The organism is Streptomyces sp. NBC_00370 (assembly GCF_036084755.1).
Lineage (GTDB): Bacteria > Actinomycetota > Actinomycetes > Streptomycetales > Streptomycetaceae > Streptomyces.
In genome coordinates this window covers 4420170-4435150 of sequence record NZ_CP107968.1, presented here as the reverse complement: position 1 = coordinate 4435150, position 14981 = coordinate 4420170, and the positions used below count along the sequence as shown (strand labels likewise).

The 14981-nt window shown below is 70.5% G+C and carries 17 protein-coding genes and 1 tRNA gene; 7 read left to right on the top strand and 11 right to left on the bottom strand.

Going from position 1 to position 14981, the window contains the following annotated elements; translation table 11 throughout:
• The first annotated feature begins 222 nt into the window (after positions 1-222).
• Complete coding sequence (locus OHS57_RS19745) at positions 223-1125, top strand: bifunctional DNA primase/polymerase (protein WP_041987154.1); 903 nt, start codon at positions 223-225, stop codon at positions 1123-1125.
• 48 nt (positions 1126-1173) lie between these two features.
• On the opposite strand, the gene OHS57_RS19740 is transcribed toward OHS57_RS19745, so the two are convergent.
• The 3 genes from OHS57_RS19740 to OHS57_RS19730 all read right to left on the bottom strand — a co-directional run bounded on the left by OHS57_RS19740 (position 1174) and on the right by OHS57_RS19730 (position 3414).
• Complete coding sequence (locus OHS57_RS19740) at positions 1174-2004, bottom strand: DUF4097 family beta strand repeat-containing protein (RefSeq protein ID WP_328582844.1); 831 nt, start codon at positions 2002-2004, stop codon at positions 1174-1176.
• Positions 2005-2032: 28 nt separating this feature from the next.
• Entirely contained in the window at positions 2033-2488 is a 456-nt protein-coding gene (locus OHS57_RS19735) for a lamin tail domain-containing protein (protein WP_328582843.1), read from the bottom strand.
• A 158-nt stretch (positions 2489-2646) separates the two neighbouring features.
• Complete coding sequence (locus OHS57_RS19730; protein ID WP_041987163.1) at positions 2647-3414, bottom strand: hypothetical protein; 768 nt, start codon at positions 3412-3414, stop codon at positions 2647-2649.
• A gap of 102 nt (positions 3415-3516) precedes the next feature.
• Between OHS57_RS19730 and OHS57_RS19725 the strand changes: the two genes are divergently transcribed.
• On the top strand, positions 3517-3744 hold the full coding sequence (locus OHS57_RS19725; protein WP_041987166.1) for a hypothetical protein: 228 nt from the start codon (positions 3517-3519) through the stop codon (positions 3742-3744).
• A 113-nt stretch (positions 3745-3857) separates the two neighbouring features.
• The gene (locus OHS57_RS19720) at positions 3858-4328 is read left to right on the top strand and encodes a PASTA domain-containing protein (protein ID WP_328582842.1); all 471 of its coding nucleotides are present in this window, start codon (positions 3858-3860) and stop codon (positions 4326-4328) included.
• Positions 4329-4411: 83 nt separating this feature from the next.
• On the opposite strand, the gene OHS57_RS19715 is transcribed toward OHS57_RS19720, so the two are convergent.
• Both OHS57_RS19715 and OHS57_RS19710 read right to left on the bottom strand, forming a co-directional pair.
• Positions 4412-5146 carry a DUF4232 domain-containing protein gene (locus OHS57_RS19715; protein ID WP_041987170.1) on the bottom strand — a complete coding sequence of 245 codons (735 nt, stop codon included), beginning with the start codon at positions 5144-5146 and terminating at the stop codon, positions 4412-4414.
• 55 nt (positions 5147-5201) lie between these two features.
• A complete protein-coding gene (locus OHS57_RS19710) occupies positions 5202-5333 on the bottom strand; it encodes a hypothetical protein (protein ID WP_277816756.1) in 132 nt (43 codons plus the stop codon).
• A 147-nt stretch (positions 5334-5480) separates the two neighbouring features.
• Here OHS57_RS19710 and OHS57_RS19705 point away from each other — a divergent pair, with 147 nt between their 5' ends.
• Positions 5481-6767 carry a helix-turn-helix domain-containing protein gene (locus OHS57_RS19705; RefSeq protein WP_328582841.1) on the top strand — a complete coding sequence of 429 codons (1287 nt, stop codon included), beginning with the start codon at positions 5481-5483 and terminating at the stop codon, positions 6765-6767.
• A 61-nt stretch (positions 6768-6828) separates the two neighbouring features.
• Here the strand turns inward: OHS57_RS19705 and OHS57_RS19700 are convergent.
• The 5 genes from OHS57_RS19700 to OHS57_RS19680 form a co-directional block, all read right to left on the bottom strand.
• A tRNA-Ser gene (locus OHS57_RS19700) sits at positions 6829-6915 on the bottom strand.
• A gap of 101 nt (positions 6916-7016) precedes the next feature.
• A complete protein-coding gene (locus OHS57_RS19695) occupies positions 7017-7622 on the bottom strand; it encodes a GNAT family N-acetyltransferase (protein WP_041987189.1) in 606 nt (201 codons plus the stop codon).
• A complete protein-coding gene (locus tag OHS57_RS19690) occupies positions 7619-8791 on the bottom strand; it encodes a ThiF family adenylyltransferase (protein ID WP_328582840.1) in 1173 nt (390 codons plus the stop codon). Before OHS57_RS19690 ends, OHS57_RS19695 begins: the two co-directional genes overlap by 4 nt.
• 283 nt (positions 8792-9074) lie before the next feature.
• Positions 9075-9470, bottom strand: a complete 396-nt coding sequence (locus OHS57_RS19685; RefSeq protein ID WP_328582839.1) for a hypothetical protein — start codon at positions 9468-9470, stop codon at positions 9075-9077.
• Between the two features lie 44 nt (positions 9471-9514).
• Positions 9515-11170: a S1C family serine protease gene (locus OHS57_RS19680; protein WP_328582838.1), complete on the bottom strand. Its 1656-nt coding sequence runs from the start codon at positions 11168-11170 to the stop codon at positions 9515-9517.
• Between the two features lie 220 nt (positions 11171-11390).
• Here OHS57_RS19680 and OHS57_RS19675 point away from each other — a divergent pair, with 220 nt between their 5' ends.
• From OHS57_RS19675 to OHS57_RS19665, 3 genes are all read left to right on the top strand, one after another.
• A complete protein-coding gene (locus OHS57_RS19675; RefSeq protein ID WP_041987195.1) occupies positions 11391-12194 on the top strand; it encodes a glycerophosphodiester phosphodiesterase in 804 nt (267 codons plus the stop codon).
• A 59-nt stretch (positions 12195-12253) separates the two neighbouring features.
• Entirely contained in the window at positions 12254-12901 is a 648-nt protein-coding gene (locus OHS57_RS19670; RefSeq protein ID WP_328582837.1) for an ATP-binding protein, read from the top strand.
• 236 nt (positions 12902-13137) lie between these two features.
• A complete protein-coding gene (locus OHS57_RS19665) occupies positions 13138-14103 on the top strand; it encodes a DUF5926 family protein (RefSeq protein ID WP_041987203.1) in 966 nt (321 codons plus the stop codon).
• 310 nt (positions 14104-14413) lie between these two features.
• On the opposite strand, the gene OHS57_RS19660 is transcribed toward OHS57_RS19665, so the two are convergent.
• Positions 14414-14959 carry a hypothetical protein gene (locus OHS57_RS19660; RefSeq protein ID WP_328582836.1) on the bottom strand — a complete coding sequence of 182 codons (546 nt, stop codon included), beginning with the start codon at positions 14957-14959 and terminating at the stop codon, positions 14414-14416.
• Positions 14960-14981: the final 22 nt, after the last annotated feature.

The following is a 14981-nucleotide window of genomic DNA, read 5'->3' as shown; positions in this document are numbered from 1 at the left end:
ATAAACCCCCGTTGCCCCGACAAAACCGCCGCGCGTGTTCGTGAACGGGTGAAACGCGACGGCCGCCCGGGCGCCGCAAGGGAGGAAGCGTTCCGGCAGATTTCCGGCCAACCTCTTTCCGGCCGCCCCTGAGCGGCCCGTAGGGGCCCTTCGGAGCCCGTCGAGACCCTCCGGGAGCGGATCCCTCTTCCCTTATTCGAACGAGTGTACGAACATAGAGCTATGGCCACCACCGTCCGGCACTCCGCCACCCTGGCCCTCGCTCACGCGCTGTCCGCCGCCGAGCGCGGTCTCCCCGTCATCCCCTTGTCCCCCACCAAGCTCCCGGCTCTGCGCTCACCCCACCGCGGCGAGCCCGAGCCCGTCCTGTGCCACGGCGAGTGCGGCCTGCCGGGCCACGGCGTGCACGACGCGACCACCGACCCGGACGGCGTGCGCGCGCTCTTCGCCGCCGCGCCCTGGGCCACCGGCTACGGCATCGCCTGCGGCCGGCCCCCGCACCACCTCATCGGCATCGATCTCGACATCACGGACGAGGACCGGAGCTCGCACACCACCCCCGACTCGGTGGCTGCGCTCCAACAGATCGCGCTGCAGCACCTGTTCACGCTGCCGGAGACCGTCACCGTTCTCACCCCGAGCGGTGGCCGGCACATCTGGCTGAAGGGGCCGCCGAACGTGGTCGTGCCCAACTCGGCGGGCCGGCTGGCCCCCGGCATCGACGTGCGCGGCGCGGGCGGCTACCTGGTCGGTCCCGGCTCGGTCAGCGCACGCGGCGCCTACCGGCTGGCCTCCGGTACGGAGGACCTGGCGCCGGCACCCTGCCCGCGCGCGCTGCTGCGCCTGCTCACGCCGCCGGTGAGGGCGCACCACGGTGACGACGTACGCGCCGGCGCCCCCGTACCACCGCCCCAACAGGGTTACGGCCTGGTGCAGTTCGTCCTCGCGGCGCACGCGGGGCAGCGGAACACACGGCTGTTCTGGGCTGCGTGCCGGGCGTACGAACACGGCTTCGGCGCGGAGTTGGCGGACAGCCTGGTCGAGGCGGCTGTTCGAACGGGGCTGAGCGAACACGAGGCGCGACAGACGATCGCGTCGGCGGCGCGTCTGACGTCGGGCGGGTAGCCGTCGTCGCGGCCGTGCCGGCTCACGACCGGGAGGGGCCCGGCCGGGCTAGCGGCCGAGGCCGGGGGACGCGGTGACGTCGCCGTTCACCGTACGAAGAGTGAGGGTGCGCTTCGCGGACGCGGGCGGCGGCGGGACGGTCGGGACGGTGATGTGGGGCCGCCCGTTGTTGGTCGTCGCGTCGACGTTGTACGGAGCCGCGTCGTGCGGGACGGTGAGGTCGACGGAGCCGTTGGTGGTCCTGGCGTTCACGTCGGTCGGGGCGACGGCGCAGTCGAGGACGACATCGCCGTTGACGGTCCCGGCACCGAGGTGCGCGGCGCGCAGACCGGTCACCCTGATCGACCCGTTCCGTGTGGTCAGCGTGACGGAGGCGTGCGCACTGCCGGTCTCGACGCCGGTGACGTCACCGTTGACGGTGGTCAGATGCAGATCGCCGGTGAGCCCGCCGACGTCGATGCCCGCGTTGCGCGCGGAGACGGTCACGGCTGTGCCGTCGGGGACGGTGACGGTGGGCATACGCGTACACCCGGCACCGTCGCCGTCCCCGTCCCCGTTGTGGTCGCCGTCATCCCCGTCGTCCGCCTGCCCGGGGCAGTCGAGATCAAGGACGCTGGTGGAGTCGTGGTGCGACCAGTGGGCGGTGATGTGCCCGTCGAGGGAGACGTCGTGAGCGTCCGTCGGCCGGAGCCGTACGCCGTTCTCGGTCTCGATGACGAGCCGGCCGCCGGCCGGGATGGTGGCGGCGGAGGCGGCGGCCCCTTGGCCGCCGCCACGCCCGTCACCGGGGACGCCCCCGTGTCTGTCCCCGCAGCCGGCCAGCAGCCCGACGGCGGCCAGAAGTCCCAGCGGGATCGCGGCCGTTCGACCTTTGCTCATGCTGGTCGTCTGCCCACCGTCGTCGCGGTCAGCACACCTTGGATGAGACCTTTGTCGAGTTGTACGAGCAGGTGTCGGCGACCGTGCCGTTCGCCTTCTTGAACGTCGCCTTGTCCTTGTCGTTGTTCCAGACGTACGCGGCCCGCCCCTGGTAGCGGCTCACGGACGTGTTGGTGCCCTTGCCGGTGTGCACGGTGACGGTCTTGCCCTTACCGAGCGTGAACGTACCGAAGGTGTACTTGTGCGCCGAGGCGTCCACCAGCGTCCAGCCCTTAAGGCTCACGGACTTCGTCGTGGTGTTCTTGATCTGCACGTACTCGGCGTTGAGGCTCTTGGTGGAACGCGTGTCCGAGCCCGGCGAGTTGTAGTAGATCTTGGTCAGGTGGACCGACCCGGCAGCCGCCTGCGCCTGGGTCGGCAGCAACGCGGCCCCGGCGAGAGCCGTCGCGGCGACGGCGGTGGCGATGGTGCGTATCTGGAGCATGAACGTCCCGTCCTAGAGCCGGGGCACCCCCCACGGGTCCCGGCGGAAGCTCAGAGTACGAACAACACACCCACACCGAGGCGCAGTTACAGAATCCGGACGTCAATCGGATAAACCTGGCGGTTGACTCCCCTCCCGGACAGGCCCCCGCCACCCCATCAGGACGAGAACAGCCCGGGATGCCGGTCCCGGTCGAACGCCTGCCGGAACTGCGGAAATCGCACCGCCTTCGGATCCAACACCTCGACGAGAGCGATCAGTTGCTGCTGAATGCCCTCGATGCGGGCGAACGAGGGCCCAGCGTCGTCCGCGAGCCGGTCGACGTCGTCGAGCGGCTGCCGGAACCACTCACGGAACTCCTCGTCCGCGTCCAACCGCGCGCAGAACTCCACGTACCCCAGACACCGCCGCCGGCCGGGCTCCCCGCCCGCATGGATCATCAGCTCACCGATCGCGCGCTGATGCGTACGGAAGAGACGCAACTCGTTGCCGTCCGCCGAGATCTGGCTGAGCGCCGACCCGATCTCGGAGATCTTGACCATGACGTCCCGATTGACCCGGGACCGGCCGAGATCGAGGAACTGCACGTCGCGCCGGAGCATCTCCACCCAGCCGAGGTACTCGGCGAGCACGAACACCGTGCTCCGCCGTACGTACTCGCCCTCCTCCGGGGTACCACGAGACAGGAACGAACTCAGAAACCCCGCCCCCGCTCCGGGTGTTCGGTCCAGCACGTGCCCGCGCAGAATGTTGAACAGCCTGCTCTGCAGGTCGAAGGCCGCCCATGCGAGCGAGGCGCCGTACTGGTCCATGAGATTGCGCTGCTCCATGGTCCGCAACCGCCGCTGCTGCCAGTAGCCCAGCACGGCGGCCACGGAAGCGCTGACCACGGCCACCCCGGCGGACAGCAGAGTCACCAGATCCATCGCGCCGAACTCCCTCACCGTGAACTGACGTTGCCCTCAAGGATGGCGGAACTATGGCCTCCGTCACAGCGCATATCTGCCTGGACCTGATGAAGTGCGGCCATGCTCGGACTGCTGCTCAACTTCCTCCCGTTCTGGGTCCGCGAGCCCCTGTTCATCGTGCTCGGCGTCCCCTTCAGCGGCTTCCTCTTCTACCTGGCCGCCACCGACGGAAAGCCGGTCTTCGCCGTCCTCGGCCTCGTGGTCCTCGCCTTCACCGCGGTACGCGTCCACAGCGTGATCCGCGCACTACAGGCCCGCCGCCTGGCGAAGGAGACCGCCGGCGCGTGACGCCCGCGTTCGACCTCCTCCTCACTATCGGGTGGTCCTTCGCCCTTTCCGCATATGTCCGTCCCTCAACCCCCATGCTGGGCGCCCTGATCCGCGACGTCCTTGGGGGGACCATGCACATCCGCATCACCACAGCAGGCGTAGCCGCTGTCGCACTCCTCGCGCTCACGGCCTGTACGGCGGGGTCACCCGATACGGCTTCGACGCCGCCGCCGCAGGAGCCGACCGCCGGCCAACCCGCGGCGCCTGTCGCGACATCGGCTGACCCCGACACACCGGACGACGGTGCCGCACCGGACGACCCCGCCGCATCGGACGACGGTGCCGCACCGGACGGCGCGGACGCCGCGGGGGACTCCGCCGCCCTCCCGGATCTCACCGGCCAGGACCTGCAGTCGGCCCAGGACCAAGCACAGGCGGCGGGGTTCTACGTACTCACCTCGCACGACGCCCTGGGATCCGGCCGCATGCAGATCCTGGACCGCAACTGGACGGTCTGTTCGCAGACGCCCACCGCGGGAGACCGGCCGACGGACACCAGGGTGGACTTCGGGGCAGTGAAGACCGAGGAGTCCTGCCCGTAGTCCGACCCGCGAACAGGCCAGGCCACTCCGTCGTGGAGTGGCCTGGCCTGTGTACGCCCCGAGGATGACGGAGCGCAGGTGCGTCACCAGGTGAGGGCGTCGGCCATGTCCGACTGCCAGTACGTCACAGAGGTGTCGTCGGCGATGCGGGTTCCCGCGGGGAGGGTGATCGGGGCCGAGGCGGCACCCACCGAGCCCTGGTTGTCGCGGCCGGGGAAGGACACGGTCAGCTTCTTCGCCGGGAGCTGCGGGTTCCCGTCACCGTTCAGGGAGATCGAGGCGTAGGCCGCCTCCCCCGGGGCGAGTGTGACGACGGCCTGCGGCTGGCTGTCCTCGATGATCTGCGTCGCGGCCTGGGCCTGGTCGAAGCGGAGGAAGGGGGCGTAGTAGGCGTCGCAGTTCGTGCTGCCGGTGTTGACGACCGTCAGGAGCAGGTGGTTGATGGGCCGGCTCACCTGGCTGATCTTGACCTTGGTGTTGGAACCGGTGCAGGTGACGTACTTGGTGCTGGAGCCGCCCTTGCTCCCCTTACTCCCCTTGCTCCCACTGCTCCCCTTGACGCCCTTGCTGCTGACCTGAGCTGCGGGCGCCTGCTCCTTGCTGTCCGTGGAACCCGTCGAGTCCGAGGAGCCCGCAGACCCCTGGGTGGGAGCGTCGGTTGCCGCCGACTCGTGCCCGGACACCGCGGTCTCGGTGGCACCCTTCGCCGTGTCCTTCGCGGCGCCGGAGGATTCGCCCGACCCGCAAGCGGTGAGTGCGAGGGAGGCGACGAGCGCGGTGGCGGCAAGGGTGACGTTGCGGTTACGGATAGTACGCATGCGGATGTAGCCCCGTTTCGATGAGGTGATGGATCTTGAGGTGGTTGCGACGTGGTCAGTGACGGTTGACGATCGTGATCACGATCGTCGTGGAGACGATCAGGACGATGACGGCCAACCAGTCGACCAGACTGATACGGAGTCGGATTCTGATGACGGCTCCCCGTTCGGTTGGTGCTGCACTCACCTTGCGGGGCGGCCGGAAGCGCCCGCAACCGGCAGCGGACAATGGGGGATGCTGGAACGCTCACGCACCATCTGACCTGGTGATATGTGGTCTCCCTGGAACGCGTTCCTGGGACGGTCCCGCAGGGACGACGAGGAGGAACAACGGGTGGCGACGACCGAGGCCGAGGCTTTCGCTGAACTGCTCAGGGAGTTGAAGGACCGCTCAGGACGCAGCTACGGCGTCCTCGCGGCCAAGCTCCATGTGAGTACGTCCACGCTGCACCGCTACTGCAACGGGGACGCCGTACCGACCGACTACGCGTCGGTCGAGCGGCTTGCACGGCTCTGCGGAGCGAGCGCCGAGGAAATGGTCGAGCTGCACCGCCGGTGGATCATGGCCGACGAGGCGAGACGCCGGGCCCGCTCGGCGACGCCCGCCCCGGAAACTCAGGCCCCGGCACCTGAGCCCACCAAGCCCGAGGCCGCGGTACCGACCCCAGCACCAGAACCGGCCGCGCCGACCCCCGCCACCGACACCCACCCGCACGACGAGACGGAGCCCCGTACCAAACGCCGGCGCCTCCGCCTGACCCTCGCCGCGGTGGCAGTCGTGGCGCTTGCCGTCCCGGCCGTCGCGTACGGCATGGGGGCAACCACTGGCACCAAAGACCGGTCAGCGGCCACGGCCGTGTCGGAGAGCCCGGACCAAAAGCCGGGGGACAACACCACGTCCTCCCCCTCCCCGTCGCACCGCAGCTCCAAGAAACCGTCGTCCCCCGCCCCGCCCTCCGCCTCCGTCTCGCACCCCACGCAAGAGAAGCCGAACCCGCCGGCTTCCCACCAGGCAGGCAACGCGGTCCCGGTGGCGGTGTCCACCCGTCCGTACGCCTTCGAGGACCCGTGCAGTCAGCACTACTTGATCGACAGCCCGCCGACCCAGGTCCCCCCGCCGCCCACCGAACAGGACGCACCCGGCTGGGTCGGCGCACTCGGCGGGGTCGCGAGCGACAACCAGTTCATCGAGCTGACGGTGCAGGGCACGGGCAGCGACACCGTCGTACTGACAGCCCTGAACGTGCACATCGTGAAAAGCGACGCCCCCCTCCCCTGGACGGACTACGCGATGGGCGTCGGCTGCGGCGGGGGCGTCTCCACCAAGTCCTTCGCGATCAACCTGGACGCCGGCCGCCCCAGCTCCGTACCGAAGGCGGGCCAGCGGGACTTCCCGTACAAGGTCAGCGAGTCGGACCCCGAGGTCTTCTACATCTCCGCCGGCTCGAAGACCCGCGACGTCAGCTGGTACCTGGAACTGGAATGGTCCAGCGGCCCCCGCACCGGCAAGCTCCTGGTGAACGACCACGGCAAACCCTTCCGCACCAGCGCCTCGACGGGCCGCCCGAGGTACGACTACCCCCTGGGCGGCTCGGAGTGGGAAGTAGCCCAACAAGGCTGACCCTCACCGCCACATAAGAACGGCCCCCGACCGAGTCACCCGGTCAGGGGCCGTTCACGTGCGGTGGGTGTGGGATTTGAACCCACGGTGACATCGCTGCCACGACGGTTTTCAAGACCGTTCCCTTAGGCCGCTCGGGCAACCCACCTCCGCCCCGCCGACCAGCGGTGGAGCGGCTACAGCCTACCGGCTGTGGGGGGTCCTTGCTCGTGCCTGGGCCGTGGGGGCCGGGCGGGGGGTGAGGGAGCTTCAGACTCGGTCGAGTTGGGGCGTTCTGTCCAGGATCGCCAGTTCCGTTTCGGTGGCCTGGAGTTTCCAGTCCGGGGCGACCGTGGCGTACGTGGTGACGTCGTGCCAGCAGCCCTGGGTGTGGAAGAGCTGACGGAGGGTGGCTTCGGGGCGGAGGCCGGCCGCGTGCATCACCTGGGGCATGTAGTGGTGGTCGCTGCGGTGGCCGGCCCAGATGCGGTGGAGGTTCAGGCTGCCGAAGCCGTACGCCATCAGCAGGCGGCCCGCTTCGTGGCCGTGGCCGCTCACCGGGGCGCCGGGCAGCAGGGCCAGGCTGGTGAGCATCGCGTTGCTTCCGTAGTCCTCGACCAGCATGCCCATGGTGCCGACGAGGGCGTCGTCGTCCAGGGCGCAGACCGCGAGGGTGTACTTGCGTCGCGGGTGGGTGTGGGGCTGGGCGAGGCACTGGGCGAAGGTGTCGTGGGCCTGGTCAGCGTCCATGCGGTCGATGCCGAGGAAGCGGGTCAGTACGCGGTGGGTGAGGATGCTGGCGAACCGGTCGTGGTCGTCGGCGTGCAGCTCCCGCAGGCGCAGGTGGTCTCCTCGCAGCTCGGGGATGCGGTTCACAGGGTGGCTCCGAGTGGTGTGGGGAGGGCGGCGGCCCGGGCGGGGATGTGGGAGTCGAGGTCGATGTAGTGGCGGCCCGAAGGCACGGGTTCGCCGAGCAGGATGCGGCGGGCGGTGTCGGTGACCAGGGCGGCGCCGAGCATGACGCCGCCGGCGAGTTGGGGCCAGCTGGAGAGGGTGCTGCCGACGCGGGTGAGGGCGTCGGTCATGGCGGGGCTCAGCCCCTGTTCGTCCACGACGCGGAGCAGGAAGCGGACCGTCTCGGCCCGGTCAAGGCCGCGTACGTCGGCGGCGGTCGTGTCGCCGGTGCGGCCGTGGAAGAGCGGGCGGTCCGGCTCGATGTCGAAGCGTTCGATGTCGAGCAGCCCGCGGTCGTTGGTGTCCATGAGGACGGGAATCCGGCGGCGGCGTGCGTGTTCGCGGGCGGCGACCTTCACCCACGGGGTGTCGCACTCCTCGATCAGCAGGTCCAGGCCCCGGCCGCCGTCACCGCCGTCACCGCCGCTGTCACCGTCACCGCCGAAGAAGTCTTCGACCGTCTCGTCCGTGACGCCGGCGCGGTAGACCTCGATGTCCAGGTAGGGATCCAGCTCGTACATGCGCCGGGCGCACAACAGGCTCTTCTCCACGCCCAGTTCGTGGACGCCTGCGCGCAGCCGGTTCAGGTTCGACAGGCTCAGCCGGTCGAAGTCCGCAAGCCGGAAGGCTCCGCCGACACCCTCCATCGCGCAGGTCAGCGCGGCGCTGCTGCCGACCGACAGGCCGATGACACCCACCCGCCGCCGGAGCAGCGTCTGCTGCTGCTCGCGGGTGATCTTGTCGCGGTTGCGGTCGAAGCGCACCAGACGGAACTCGGTTTCGGGCAGTACGTGGACCAGCTGGCCCGACCACGGGTACCAGGCCCAGCTGCCGTACGTGTCGGGCCGTCCGCCTGTCGCGTCGGCGACCGCGCGGTCCATGGCCTGCCGAGTAAAGGTTTCTCCAGGTGCCAGGCAGCGGACGAGTTCCGCGACCTGGTCCGCGATCCGGTCGTGGATCTCGTGCACGAGCGGCGAATCCCGCAGTGCGGCCAGGGCGGCGGCGTCAGCGGCGTCTGCCGGGTCCAGCAGCATCGGACGAAACGATTCGCTCGGTTCCGATGCCGACCCGGGGTGGATGGTGTCGATCACGGCGAGGACGCTAGCAAGCGGACGATCTTGGACGGCGACACGTCACCCTCGGGGGCACACTCGAATTGATCTTCTACTCCGTCCCCGCGGTTGGGGTGGGCGGGGCGGCGAAGGTCGTGTCCGTCGGGGCGCCGAAGGTTCGGTGAAGGCCACGGTGACTCGGTACGTTCCCGTGCGGGCCGCCCGGCTCGTCACCCGTACTCGCGCTGTGGGGAGGCCCGTTGACGGGTCTCGCCGACAGGACGTGACGGTGACCGTCCTGGTCCCGCCGGTCTTCCGGGCGTCAGCCTCTCGGCCGTTTCTGCTTGGCGGCCGCGTAGGCACGGAATTCGTGGAGGGTGTAGAGCATCCAGCACCAGCCCCTGCCCTCGTGCCAGTCCGCGTGCAGGACCACCGGCTCGTCCAGGTGTTGGGCTTTTCTGCGGGCCGCCGTCAGTGCCGCCAGCAGCTCCAGGTGCAGATCCGGGGGCAGTTGGTCGCCCACGCGGTCGCTTCGCATCGCGACGAGCGCAACGCCCGGGCGGTCCAGGCCTGTTGTCTGGGCGACGAGGGTGGTGCGGGACGCGCGGTCGATGCTGAGGCTGCGGATCTCGTCCGCGTGGACCAAGTCGTACGAGTCGGGCGGCAGATGGTCGTAGAGCCGTCCCTCTCTGTTCGTTGCCACCCAGACGTCAGCCATGCCTCATCCTCGCGCTGCTTCGGGTACGACCCGTCAGCTGCCCGTCAGCTGTCGCCCTTGCGCTCGCCCAGGGTCAGTTGGACGGTCGACTGCTTGCCGTCGCGCTTGTAGGTGATGTTCACCTTGTCGCCCGGCTTGTGTGTCCAGATCTCGCCGATCAGGGTCGGGCCGCTGTCGATCGCCGTGTCGTTGAACTTGGTGATGACGTCGCCCGCCTTGAGTCCGGCCTTCGCCGCCGGGCCGTCCGGGGTGACCGCCGGCGTACCGCCCTCACCCTGGGTGGTGATCTGCGCGCCGTCGCCGCCCTCGGTGCCGGCCTGGCTCTCGTCGCCCATCGAGACCGTGGCGCCGATGACCGGGTAGACCGGCTGGCCGGTCTTGATGAGCTGCTTCGCCACGGTCGACGCCTGGTTGATCGGGATGGCGAAGCCGAGGCCGATGGAGCCCGCCTGCGACTGGCCGTTGCCGCCGCCCGACGGCTGGATCGCGGAGTTCATGCCGATCACGGCGCCGCGCGAATCCAGCAGCGGGCCACCGGAGTTGCCCGGGTTGATGGACGCGTCCGTCTGCAGGGCGCTCATGTACGAGTTGCTGCTGCCCGTCTCGTCACCGGAGGCGACCGGGCGGTTCTTCGCGCTGATGATGCCCGTCGTGACGGTGTTGGACAGGCCGAACGGCGCGCCGATCGCGATCGTCGAGTCACCGACCGCGACCTGGTCCGAGTTGCCGATGGCCAGCGGAGTCAGTCCTGACGGCGCGTTCTTCAGTTTGATGACAGCGACGTCGTACCCCTCGGCGCGGCCGACGACCTCGGCGTCGTACTGCTTGCCGTTGGAGAAGGTCGCCGTGATCGCGGCGCCGTTGGCGGCCGAGGCCACCACGTGGTTGTTGGTCAGGATGTGACCCTGTTTGTCATAAATGAAGCCGGTGCCCGTGTCGCCCGAGCCGTCGCCGCTCTTGGCTTCAAGCGTGACCACGCTCGGCAGCGCCTTGGCCGCCACTGCGGCGACCGTGCCCGAGGCGCGGTCGCTGACCTTCGGGGCCTCGCCCGCCGAGACCGTCGTCGAGCCCGTCGAGCCTCCGTCGTTGCTCTCCGCCGCCCAGTAGCCGATCCCGCCGCCGACGCCGCCCGCGACCAGCGCGCCGACGATGATCGCCGTGATCAGGCCGCCCGCGCGCCTGCGGGGCGCGGGTGCGTGGTGGTGGCTGGAATCGGGCGCGCCCCAGGCGGGCCCGCCGTTCCCGCCGTCGTTACCGCCGCCACCGCCGCCGTACGCGGGGTAGACGGGCGGGGGCGGCGGCCAGCCGGCACCGGACGCCTGGGCCGGCGGCGGAGGCGGGGTGTCGGGACCGCCCGCCGACGCGTGGCCGTGTCCCTCTCCTTGGCCGGGGCCCTGTCCCTGCCCCTGCCCCTCGCCGTACCCGGGGCCGGGCGACGGCGGCTGGTCGGACGGCCGGTCCTGCGCCGCGTAGCCCGGCTGAGCGGGCTGAGCGGGCCGGGCATGCTGACCGGGCTGGGTCGGCTGACCGGACGGGGCCGGCGGGTGGCCCGGCTGCCCCGGGTACCCCTCCGTCGCCGACGGCTGCTCGTACGCTGCCTCTCGCGGAGCGGACGCGGGTGTGCCATCGGGAGCGGCATCCGGCACGGGAGGTACGGACGGGGCGGCCGGGGCCGCAGTGCCCTCGTTCTCGGTGCTCACAGCTCTTTCTCCTCAAGGTTCCACATCAGTCTTCGGCAAGAGTCCCGCTGTGCAAGTGTCTGCGGTCAGCTTTTCCCACAGCACGTCAGGCCACTGTAAGCAGGACCTGTGCGTATTCACGCCATCCTTTACTTAGGGCAAAAGGGACGCATCCGGAGTCGACCGGCCATAGAACCCCGCCGTTCACCCGGCTACCCCTTCACGATGGCACCATGACGCGGTGACCCAAGCTCGTCAGTCCAGTATTCAGGTCGTCGCTCACCGGGGAGCGTCCGAGGACGCCCCCGAGCACACCCTCGCCGCCTACACGAAGGCCATCGAGGACGGTGCGGACGCCCTGGAGTGCGACGTACGGCTCACCGCCGACGGACACCTCGTCTGCGTCCACGACCGCCGCGTGAACCGCACGTCCAACGGCCGCGGCGCCGTATCGGCCCTGGAGCTGGCCGACCTCGCCACCCTCGACTTCGGCTCGTGGAAGGACAGCGAGGAGAGCCCCGACTGGCGCGATCCGGAGCTCACCTCCGTACTGACGCTGGAGCGCCTGCTGGAGCTCGTCGCCGACGCCGGGCGTCCCGTGCAGCTCGCCATCGAGACCAAGCACCCCACCCGCTGGGCGGGCCAGGTCGAGGAGCGGCTGCTCCAGCTGCTGGGCCGGTTCGGTCTCGACGGACGGCCGGAACCCGGCGAATCGTCCGTACGGGTCATGAGCTTCTCCGCGCGCTCCCTGCACCGCATCGCCTACGCGGCGCCCCAGCTGCCCACCGTGTACCTCATGCAGTTCGTCTCACCCCGGCTGCGTGACGGCCGACTGCCGGCCGGGGCGCGGATCGCGGGCCCCGGCATGCGGATCGTGCGCAACCACCCGGGGTACATCGCGCGCCTGCACCGGGCCGGTCACCGTGTCCATGTCTGGACGGTGAACGAGCCGGAGGACGTCGACCTCTGTGTACGCCTCGGAGTCGAAGCCATCATTACGAACCGTCCCAAACAGGTACTTTCCCAGCTCGGCCGCGCGGTCTGAGCGGCGGAACCGCCACAGGGAGTGCACCGGCGCGTTCGGTCCGCTGCCGCCCGTTACGAATGCGTCAAAGGGTCGCCCTTGGCCGGTTTCCGGTCCAGGCCAATGGGGCATCCACACCGTGGCGTGGGGCGAAGGAGGTCTCGGGGGTGGCATTCGTGGTGGCACAGGAAGTGCCGACGTCGTCCAGCATGGCCGTGACCCACGGCCCTGCGGGCGTGGGCGAAGCCCGGCATCGTATGCGGGAGCAGTTGCACCGCAGCGGCATGTCGGACTCGGTCGTGGACGACGCTGTTCTGATCCTGTCCGAACTGCTCAGCAACGCCTGGCGGCACGGCAGGCCGCTGGGCCACACGGAGATCGGTGACGGGGACATCCGCGCCGCCTGGCAGGTCGACAAGTCCGGCCGGCTGACGGTCGAGGTGACGGACGGCGGCGGCCCGACCCGGCCCGTTTCGTCGACCCCCTCGGTCACGGCGCGCGGCGGCCGCGGGCTGAACATCATCACGGCGCTCGCGCAGGACTGGGGCGTACGGGACAGCGCGTCCGGCGAGGTCACGGTCTGGGCGCTCGTCAACGAGGGACACCGCCGCGAGGCGCAGCGCCGCGAGGACTTCGCGAGCCGTATCGCGGCACCCGGGCTGCGCGGGCTCGACGGCCTCGACGGGCTGGACTTCGCGGATGCCTTCGACTTCGAGGACGCGGACTGAGCGGATCGCTCGTCCCTGACCTCCGGTCCGTCCCTTACGAGGACGGCCGCCGCGCTCTGCGCGCGAGCGAGGGCCGGTGCGGGTGCGGGGTGCGGGTGCGCGTGATGTACGGGTGATGCAGGGGCGACCGCACGGCAGCCCCGCGTGCCGGGAGCCGCGACAGCGCGAAGCCCGTCGGGAGGGGCGCTAGGCTCGCGGCCTGTACCGCATCGCCGCTCCCGGGAGAAAGCCACACCATGGCCAAGAAGCGCCCCCAGACCAAGGCCACGAAGGCGCAGCTCAACGACGGGCCGATCCCGGTGGTCGGGGCCCGCGAGCCCTGTCCGTGCGGCTCGGGCCGCCGCTACAAGGCATGTCACGGCCGGGCCGCGGCGCACGCCGTCACAGAGCTGGTCCAGCGCCCGTTCGAAGGACTCGCCGGCGAGTGCGACTGGGTCGCGATGCGCGAGCTGGTCCCGGCGGCGACGGCGGAGCTGACGCTCAAGGACGGGCTGCCCGAAGGCGTGCCCTCCGTGACGCTCGCGACCGTACTGCCCATGGCGTGGCCCGCGCTGCGCCGCGACGACGGTTCGGTGCTGCTCGCCCTGCAGAACGACACCTCGTCCGGCGACCTGAGCCGCGATCTCGCCGACACCCTGCAGCGCGCGCTGGTCGCCGAACCCGGCAACCCCGTTGCCGCCGAGCGGGTTTCGGCCGACGGTCCGCGGTTGCAGGATCTCCTCGACCCGGACGCGGACTTCACACCGGTCGTGCACCCGGGCTTCGAGTTCTGGGTGCCGGACGCGGAGAACGCGTCAGCAGAGGTGACGGCCTCCCTGGAGCGCGCCAACGCGGCGGCGATCCCGACCGTGCTGCTCAGCGGCTCGGACGCCGCGTACTGGTGCGAGACGCCGGAGAAGAACCATCTGCGCTGGGTGATGCCGTACCCGGAGGAGAAGCTGCTCGACGCGCTCGCGCGGCTGCACGCGGCCGGTACCTCCGACCTCGGCGAAGGGACCCGGCTCGTCGGCTCCTTCCGGGCGCACGGCGTGACGGTGCCGGTGTGGGACCTGCCGACGACGATGGGCGCGGACGACTGCGAGAAGCCGGCGGCGGAGTTCGCCGAGCGGCTGACCGCCGCGCTCGCCGTCGACGCGCCGCTGACCGGCGACGAGCGCCGGGCGCGCGGCGGCCTCACCAACCGCCAGGTGACGCTGAGCTGACGGTGGGACGGCGCCCGTACGGCGTTCGTACGACACCCGGCACGACCACCGGCACGACCTCCGCGTGACAGTGGGCGCGGAGGCGGTGGCGATCCGTGTCCGGGACACGCGACCGGCATGCGCGGGTGCGGTGAGACCGGTCACACGCTTTCTGCGCAAGTGCCGTACTGGCAGGTAATTCGATGCGTGAATATGCCGGATCGAATTTGCTAACCGCCGATCTCTTGTTACGGTTCTAGGAGCCCGGTCGCTGGTGCATCCCCCGTCGCCAGCGACCGGGTCTTTTCATGCGCCGACGGCTGCCGGGGTGTCAACGCCCCCCAGGCTCCGTCGAGTTGCTGCCCGACCTCAGCAGCAGCGGACCGACGTCCGTGCCGTCGACCGGCGTCGCGAACTCCGCCACCGCCGTGTACTGCGCCGATCCCCCGGCGGACGGTTCCCTGGGTGTCTCACACGTCGCCGGGTCGTCCTGCGCCTCGACGGCGCAGTGTGTCTGTACGGTCCGCCCGCCGGGTCCCATGAGGCTGAGTGCCGCGAGCAGTTCGCCACCCGACGTGTTGCGGTAGTACGTACGCGCCCACGTGTCGGGCGCCTCGGTCAGCACGCAGGTCTGCGCCTCGATCCCCTCGGGAGAGGTCACTTCGGGCCCGCACCGCTCGGCCGTACGCACCGGAGACATCTCGCGTGGCGCCCGCGCGGCACCCGGCTGAGCACCGCCGCGGGCCTTCGCGTCACTCGCCACGTCATGGGCACGCGGCGCCTCGGCGTCCTTGCCCGCAGGTCCGGCCGACGCCACCAGCGGCAGCAGCGCCGCGACCACCACGACGGCGGCGAGCCCGAGCATGCGGAGGTTCATGGCGGGGCCCACCTGTCACTGC